Source organism: Rhizobium sp. PP-CC-3G-465 (genome assembly GCF_004343445.1).
Classification (GTDB): Bacteria; Pseudomonadota; Alphaproteobacteria; order Rhizobiales; family Rhizobiaceae; genus Ferranicluibacter; species Ferranicluibacter rubi.
This window is the reverse complement of record NZ_SLYH01000041.1, coordinates 1-5862: the sequence shown is the minus strand read 5'-3', so window position 1 is coordinate 5862 and position 5862 is coordinate 1. Positions and strand designations below refer to the sequence as shown.

The following is a 5862-nucleotide window of genomic DNA, read 5'->3' as shown; positions in this document are numbered from 1 at the left end:
GAACGTCAGGTTCTTCTCATGCCTTCTCCTTTCTCTTTCGAACAATTATTCAGGCGACTTCACGTCGCACCGACCCGAGCTTCCCGGCCCCGATCACCGCGGCTCTCTGGCCGAGTGAAACCGACGGCGACTACGCCCTCGTCTGGTCCCGCCAGAAGCGCGACGCCTGACAGCGCAGTGGCCTCGCCCCCAAAGGGCGGGGCCACCTTTCCGCGAGATTGGCAACTGGAGCATTGACATGACCGAACCATCCACACCCACCCGCGCCCCGAACGCCGAGGACATCCCCTCTTGGCCCAACGGCGCCTGGGCTCACCTCGGTGAGGTCTGGCGCCGCGACTTCGACTGGAAGTCCGACGATTACGAGGTCGTCCTGCTGAAGGACACCGTGCCCCTGCGTAAACTCGTGATCCTCGACGAGCTGAGCTCACCCCCGTCGTCCCCTCGCTCGGCGGCGGCGACCGTTCACCCCCCGCCAGCCGAGTGATGCGACCGTGAACGCCGGATCCGTATCTGGCGGAGATCATGATCAGTTTCTCAGTGGCGCCGCTTCGCGTCGAAGGGGTGCCGACGGGTGCCACACTGGACCTTTCCCTCCCTGATAGAGCGGCAGTGTACGGCTCGGCGTCGCGCCTCAAGGACGCAAGGTTCCCCCAAAATGCTGCGCATTTCGGCTCCCCCATGCGCCGGCTCCGCCGGTCGCGTGCCGCGATCCTTAACCCACTTCCTTCTCACACGTTGCCGGACCTCCTTATCAACGAAGGAGCTTCCCATGACCTACGACATCTTCCTCGACATCGCTGAACTGCGCGCCGAGCTGGCTTCCTGCTACCTGACCAAGCGCGAGCGCGCCGAGAGCCTGAAGCGCCTTGCAATCCTCATCAAGCAGGCGAAGGAGGCGGAGGCGTAAGCCTCCCCTCCCATGTCGGGACGGTGCTGCCGCCGGTTGGACGCGCAGTTGTTTGATCCGCGCGATACAGTCACTGGCGCCTTCCGCCGCAAGGGCCCTCGGCGGCGTCCCTGTTCCGACTCTCCAGCGGAGCGGTCTCTGCCCGCGCTGAGAGGGGGCGGTCGTCCGCTGCAAATGTCCGATGCGAGATGCTGACGTCACGGCAAGCACTGCAATGAAGGGCCGAAACCGGCTGCTCGACGAGCAATCACTAAACGGGCAGGTCCGGCATGGCGCCGTCCCTGACATTCCAGACCCAGGACGTCATCCCGCTTTCCTCGGCGAGGGCTTCGCGAGCCTCGCAATAGGCACCGTCGGTATCGTCTGGAACGATGTACATGGCGATCGGCGGCGCATGGTCGGGACGCAGCAGGAGGCTAGCCATCGGCGTGGAGCGCGGCTGGTTGTAGCGCAGGCTTTTTACGATGCTTGCGCCGCGCAACGTCAAGGCGTCCAGCAGTGCCAGCTCGTAGCGGCTGTCGAACGGAATCCACCGATCGGTGACGACCATCAGCGCGATCTCCTCGACCCCCGCAATGCCCGCTGCGTCGATACCGAAGGGTGCCACCGCCATCAGGTGACTGCCTTCCATCGCACTCCACAGCGACAGTTCGGTTTCGAAGACCCGGTTCATGCGACGATGAAAGTCGTCCGGCAGCATGAACGGGTATCGCGGCGTGTTTCATCGTCATTCGGACGCCGGCCCGTGCCGGAGCAACCTCCTTCACCTCGCCGATCAGCAGCGCCAAAGAGCGGCGCTTGCCCTGCGACCGGACGGCCTGGCAAAGGAACGTGTCGCGGCGTGCGGCGATGTCGGTTTCCTTGTCGGCGTCGAAGAATTCCGGGATGTAGAGCATGTCGGCCAGTCCCTTGCCTTTGGCGGTTTTCCCATTGGCTGCTTGCATGAGGTATTTTCGGATAACCGCCTAGTTGCAGGGTCGCCATCGCCCGCGCCCTTATTCTAGAACCCCGTATTCTCCTGCTCGATGAGCCGACGTCCGTTCTCGACGTCTCCATTCAGGCAGAAATCATGAACCTTCTCAAAGACCTCAGAAAACGCGAGAACCTGACCTACATTCTCGTGAGCCATGATATGGCGGTCGTCGCGCATCTTTGCGACCGTGTCGCCATCATGCAAAGCGGCATCTTTCTAGAGACGGTGACGAAGAAGCAGATCCTCGAAGGCACGGTGACACACCCATATACAAAGGTGCTGATGGACGGGAGCAGGGGCTATATGCCGAAGACGCCGATCGTCGCACACCAAAGTCCTGTTGAGATTGCCGGTTAGCGTCCGCTTCTCTCAACTATGGGCATGCCTCGCTCTCGGAAAACCGATGCGATTTTCGATATAGCCCGATGCCAGTCGCGCCACCTGAACTGCCATTGTTGGTCGCATCCTAAAATTTCAGAATCTGACCGGCGGCGGATAATGTGCTCCGCAGCTTGTTGACGTTGACCTCACTCACTCGGCCACCCGGTGCAAGAGCCGCAGCCGCGCCTGCTGCCTGTCCGAGAACCATGAACGTCGGCTCGACGCGCACCGATGTGAAGGCGGCATGGCTTGCCGAAAGGGCGACGGGGACAATGAGATTGGTCACTTGCGACGTCTTGGGCAGCATGGCGCGATAGGGGATCTGGTAAGGGCCGACGCCGATGCTTTCGCGGGACTCGTCTGCGATGAAACCACTCAGAATGGTTCTGATCATGCCATGCTCGTCCATGGGATAGAAGCCGAGGCCGATCGTGTCGTTATATGTTGTCTTCTTGGCGAGATTGTTCTGGGTCAGGACGAACTGGCCGACGAGGCGCCGAGCCTGGCGGACATACATCTGATACGGAATTCCGCCATTGTCTTTGAATTCATCGGCGCAGTATCCGAATTTCGTCATATATTGGCGGACATTCGCAGGAACGCGCGGATCCGTCTGCGCAAACCACATCAGGCCTGTGATGTGATTGCGCACCTTTGCACGGATCTCCTCGCGCTTGGCTTCCGTCCCGGTGGTATAGTCGTAGCCGATGTGCCAGACATTGGTCGAGAAATAGCGCGTGGAATTAACGTCGAGCTTGCCATTGACCGTCATGCCACGGCCGAGGAAATGGGCCGCGTCCACGCCTTTGCCGGCTGCCTTCAAGGCCTGCAGGAACCTTGCCGTCGTTTCGTATCGGAGCGGATCATAGTCGGCAGGCCTTGTGAAGGGGATACGGTTGCCGGCCTCTTCTGTCACGCAGAGCCGGTAGTTGAAGGCCATCATGCTCGTGTCTGCAGAGCCGAGAGGTTTCTGACCGACATCGATCACGCCCGGTAGGAGGCCGCTGTTCCGGTTGCCGGCGATGACATAGGGATCGACGAGGATGGCTTTCCCTTCAACCTCGGGCCGTTTCAACTTCTGGACGCCTGCAGCGCTCTCGCCATATTTTGCACGACTTTCCCGACCGACGATCGTTTCGGCGCCAGATTTCAGTGTCAGATCGCCTTCATAGCTGGCATCGACGAAAACTGTTCCGCAGTAAGCCTTGCCCGATAGCATGGTGATTTCGGTCAGCGCTTTTGAAACCCGCGTTGCCTTCAAGACACGCTGCTGCAGCTCGACCTTCACTTTCGCCGACGTCAGCATCGCGTTGAAGGTCGACTCCGCCCACTTCGATTCGAAGTAGATCCGGATCGGATCCGGCGTGCCATAATGCGCCTTCGCCTTGTTGAGAAACTCGGTCGCGATGCCGCCATAGACATTCTTGCGGGGGGATGCGTCGGTCTTGGTTAAACCGCTCGACAGCATTCCGCCGACGTGAAGCGTAGGTTCGAGCAAAATAACGCTCTTCTTCAGACGCGCCGCCTGAATGGCCGCCGCAATCCCGCCGGGCGTTCCACCATATACCACGACATCAGCGCGCTGACAGGCGGCGTAAGCCGGCGCTGCAGCATACGATAAAAGTAGAGCAAAGGCTCCGCTGACCAGCCTTACGTAACTAGCTTTGCCATCCATAGAAAACGCTCCCATCGCCATCTCGGATCCTTAGAGGTGTTCGTAATCGAAAACAATCTCAGTTCGGCAGCCACGTTTGATTGCTCGTCATCGACGATGACCGCAGCTTGTTATTGATCCTGCGGAATTATACCGCGATCCATGATGTGAGGACTGCTTGTCGCGTCAGTGGAATTCGCCTCTCTTTTGACCGTTGGTTGCACACAAGGAGCAAAGCTATAACCAGCGACAACGAGAAGCTTGCGAGCCATGATCACGTTCCCCGGCGTGGAACCGTGCGCAGCGAACTGAGCGAGTGGATCCGGATACCTTTGTAAAACATCAACGCCCGCAACCGGATCGTTGACGAGGCTCGACGAGTTCCTTTAGCATCCTGCGCAATTGAGGCCACGGCTCATGCCCATGTATGAGGCGTGGGTCGTGCAGCACAAGCAAGCAGTGGAGCTTGGCAGCGACCTCCATGAGGGAGGACGGCGGCATCAGAAGTACCACGTTGGCGGAAATACCCGCAGAGCGATCGAGGTTCCTTTCCCGCCTGACGGCAGCGCTGTACCCTATGCGAGCGTCGGCCTTTTTCCAGGCTTGCCGCCTTTGGCGTAGCGTCGATCGTGCGGCGTCGAGCCGACCTGCGTCGATCCTGGAGGACAGGTGTCGGATCTCCGCGTATGTCGTCGCAATTTGAGGCGGCTCACCTTCAAGTCCGTCGATCGCTACAGACGGATAGCCATCAAGGTCTGCCAATAGCCTGTCGCGCAGCGTCCGTACCCTGCGACTTTGGCGCAAATACTGCTGATGGAGGCTCCACCAACGCAACCAGATTTCTCGTACCGGAGCAGGTCCTGCCTCCGTTCGCGGCGGCAAGTCCGTGAAGCGCTGGTGCAAAACCTGCGCCGAGTGCGAGAGGAGGTTTCGTCGAGTGATGATGGTCGGCGCGTCGTCGGCGTTGCCACTTGCTGTGGCGCTCTTTTCAATCGAAATTCCAGGCAGAGTTCTGCTATTCTCGGAATCAGCCATGATCCAAGCTCCTGATAGCTAGGGTGTGGTCAGGCCGAGCGCAGTGTTACCAGCACTTCACTCGGCCGCATTCATCAGGGCAGTGTGAATCAAGAGGTCATTTTGTCAAGGTTAAAATGTTGACGCCGGCGCAGGTGCGAATGGGACGGGCTGCTCTCAAATGGGGGGTCCGAGATCTTGCCGCCCGAGCAAATATTACCGCACCAACGGTGACCCGTATCGAAGCCGGTAAGCCGGCATATGACGCAACGCTGGAGGCAATCCGTGTTGCGTTCGAAGCAGCGGGCCTAGAGTTCATCCCCGAGAACGGGGGAGGGGAAGGCGTTCGTTTTTCAGAGCCGATGCACGGCAGGGGAGGAGAGGACACCAAGTCCACGGTCACCTGAGAGGGCTCTCTTTCTTTTCAATGGACTGTCATCTCCACCAGTCCCAACATCCCCAAAGTATCATCAACCAAGAGGCTGAGCGATTGCCAGTCAGGCAGATCATGCTCGTTAACCCGCGCGTGGATCGCGGTGAGCAGCCACCCAACGCCCGCAACATCCTCTCTGGCCCTGTAGCCGTCGAATGCTTCAAAGCAGGCCACGATCCGCGGCCGCGCATCGCCATTGTCGCTCGGAATATCCGCGATCCGCTCTTGCGCCCGCCGATACGCTTGAGCGATCCGACGTCGATCCGCCGGGCCGCTCTGCAGCACCATGCCGGCCGCCCAGATCAGCGTTCTCGCCATGTCGTCGAACTCGTTTCTCATGCCGGATCAAACGCGCCTGCGAACTCTGGGTCGGAATGGTAGGCGAGCTTGCGCGCGATGATCGGACGTTGCCCGGCAAGGAACAGAAGCTCGACCTCCTTTGGCAGATTGCGCACCTCGTCAGGTGTCATGAGGGCACGGCCGGTGTGCTGCTGGCT

General features: G+C 59.8%; 7 protein-coding genes and 2 pseudogenes. 4 read left to right on the top strand and 5 right to left on the bottom strand.

The genetic code is table 11. The features are described 5' to 3' along the window. The first annotated feature begins 44 nt into the window (after positions 1-44). From C8J33_RS27755 to C8J33_RS27270, 3 genes are all read left to right on the top strand, one after another. A complete protein-coding gene (locus C8J33_RS27755) occupies positions 45-170 on the top strand; it encodes a DUF736 family protein (protein WP_422039195.1) in 126 nt (41 codons plus the stop codon). Positions 171-238: 68 nt separating this feature from the next. Then, entirely contained in the window at positions 239-487 is a 249-nt protein-coding gene (locus tag C8J33_RS26575) for a hypothetical protein (RefSeq protein ID WP_132665913.1), read from the top strand. A gap of 285 nt (positions 488-772) precedes the next feature. After that, positions 773-910, top strand: a complete 138-nt coding sequence (locus C8J33_RS27270) for a hypothetical protein (protein WP_165917057.1) — start codon at positions 773-775, stop codon at positions 908-910. Between the two features lie 250 nt (positions 911-1160). On the opposite strand, the pseudogene C8J33_RS26570 reads toward C8J33_RS27270, so the two are convergent. Further along, a pseudogene (locus tag C8J33_RS26570) lies at positions 1161-1854 on the bottom strand (DUF1173 family protein). A 29-nt stretch (positions 1855-1883) separates the two neighbouring features. Between C8J33_RS26570 and C8J33_RS26565 the strand changes: the two are divergent. Continuing rightward, positions 1884-2240 (top strand): annotated as a pseudogene (locus C8J33_RS26565) (ABC transporter ATP-binding protein); the annotation flags it as partial. A 109-nt stretch (positions 2241-2349) separates the two neighbouring features. Here the strand turns inward: C8J33_RS26565 and C8J33_RS26560 are convergent. From C8J33_RS26560 to C8J33_RS26540, 4 genes are all read right to left on the bottom strand, one after another. Beyond that, a complete protein-coding gene (locus C8J33_RS26560; RefSeq protein WP_245507306.1) occupies positions 2350-3939 on the bottom strand; it encodes an FAD-dependent oxidoreductase in 1590 nt (529 codons plus the stop codon). A gap of 321 nt (positions 3940-4260) precedes the next feature. Beyond that, complete coding sequence (locus C8J33_RS26555) at positions 4261-4953, bottom strand: hypothetical protein (protein WP_132665910.1); 693 nt, start codon at positions 4951-4953, stop codon at positions 4261-4263. Positions 4954-5356: 403 nt separating this feature from the next. Beyond that, complete coding sequence (locus C8J33_RS26545) at positions 5357-5683, bottom strand: hypothetical protein (RefSeq protein WP_245507305.1); 327 nt, start codon at positions 5681-5683, stop codon at positions 5357-5359. A gap of 17 nt (positions 5684-5700) precedes the next feature. Further along, positions 5701-5862: type IV secretory system conjugative DNA transfer family protein (locus tag C8J33_RS26540; RefSeq protein WP_165929907.1), on the bottom strand; the 162-nt coding region annotated here is incomplete at its 5' end.

Bases quoted from the DNA above. Each gene is read 5' to 3' on its own strand.
- C8J33_RS26575 (WP_132665913.1), top strand. From the start codon at position 239: ATGACCGAACCATCCACACCCACCCGCGCCCCGAACGCCGAGGACATC.
- C8J33_RS27270 (WP_165917057.1), top strand. From the start codon at position 773: ATGACCTACGACATCTTCCTCGACATCGCTGAACTGCGCGCCGAGCTG.
- C8J33_RS26560 (WP_245507306.1), bottom strand. From the start codon at position 3,939: ATGGATGGCAAAGCTAGTTACGTAAGGCTGGTCAGCGGAGCCTTTGCT.
- C8J33_RS26555 (WP_132665910.1), bottom strand. From the start codon at position 4,953: ATGGCTGATTCCGAGAATAGCAGAACTCTGCCTGGAATTTCGATTGAA.
- C8J33_RS26545 (WP_245507305.1), bottom strand. From the start codon at position 5,683: ATGGCGAGAACGCTGATCTGGGCGGCCGGCATGGTGCTGCAGAGCGGC.